Origin of the sequence: Coprococcus intestinihominis, from assembly GCF_040096555.1 — a bacterium.
Taxonomy (GTDB): domain Bacteria; phylum Bacillota; class Clostridia; order Lachnospirales; family Lachnospiraceae; genus Coprococcus_A; species Coprococcus_A intestinihominis.
In genome coordinates this window covers 1-979 of the sequence record NZ_JBBMEK010000479.1, presented here as the reverse complement: position 1 = coordinate 979, position 979 = coordinate 1, and the positions used below count along the sequence as shown (strand labels likewise).

General features: G+C 43.6%; 1 protein-coding gene and 1 riboswitch. The gene reads left to right on the top strand.

The window, feature by feature from the left end; all coding sequences use genetic code 11:
- A partial coding sequence (locus WMO25_RS18345) for an NAD-dependent protein deacylase (RefSeq protein WP_349086683.1) occupies positions 1 to 719 on the top strand: 719 nt, incomplete at its 5' end.
- Positions 720 to 842: 123 nt separating this feature from the next.
- A riboswitch (FMN riboswitch) is annotated at positions 843 to 979 on the top strand.

Below are 979 nucleotides of genomic sequence, written 5' to 3'. Positions count from 1 at the left end.
AGTTAAAAGCAATGATTGAGGCATCGGATAATATTGTATTTTTCGGTGGTGCAGGGGTATCTACAGAAAGCGGTATTCCGGATTTCAGAAGTGAGACAGGTATCTATAATACCGTTCACAAATACGGCTGTTCACCGGAACAGATTCTTTCTCATACATTTTTTATGAGAAAGCCGGAGATTTTCTATGATTTTTACAAGTCAACCATGGTTTACAGAGAGGCAGAACCTAATGAAGCCCATAAGGCACTGGCGAAACTGGAGAAGATCGGTAAGCTGAAAGCAGTTGTTACACAGAACATTGACGGACTGCATCAGAAAGCCGGTTCAGAGAAAGTCTATGAGCTCCATGGCACCATTATGAAGAATTACTGTATGAAGTGCGGTCAGTTCTATGATCTGGATTATGTGACGGCTTCCGAGGGTGTGCCGAGATGTGAGAAGTGCGGCGGTATGGTGAAACCGGATGTTGTGCTCTATGAAGAAGGTCTGGATGATACCACCATCAGCAAGAGTGTGCGGGCCATTGCGGAAGCGGATGTGCTGATTATCGGCGGTACATCACTGAATGTTTATCCGGCAGCCGGTTTTATTAATTACTACCATGGCAATAAGCTGGTACTGATCAATAAGAGTGAGACACCATACGATCATGAGGCCAACCTGCTGATCCATGACAGCATTGGCAAGGTATTGAAAGCCTGCGTGGCAGATTTGTAGAAAGTGCAGTGCAATCTGAGAAATGCTTTTGTACATTCGATGATAAATGTATATTTTTAGGCATTTTAACTAAAAATATATTGAAATAGGACATATAAAGCGTTATAATGTCTATGTTGTAAAACATCTTTTCAGGGCAGGGTGCAAGTCCCTACCGGCGGTAAAGCCCGCGAGCGAAGAAGAACGGCATGATTATTTTTCTGATGCATGATCCGGTGAGATTCCGGGGCCGACAGTATAGTCTGGATGAGAGAGAAGAA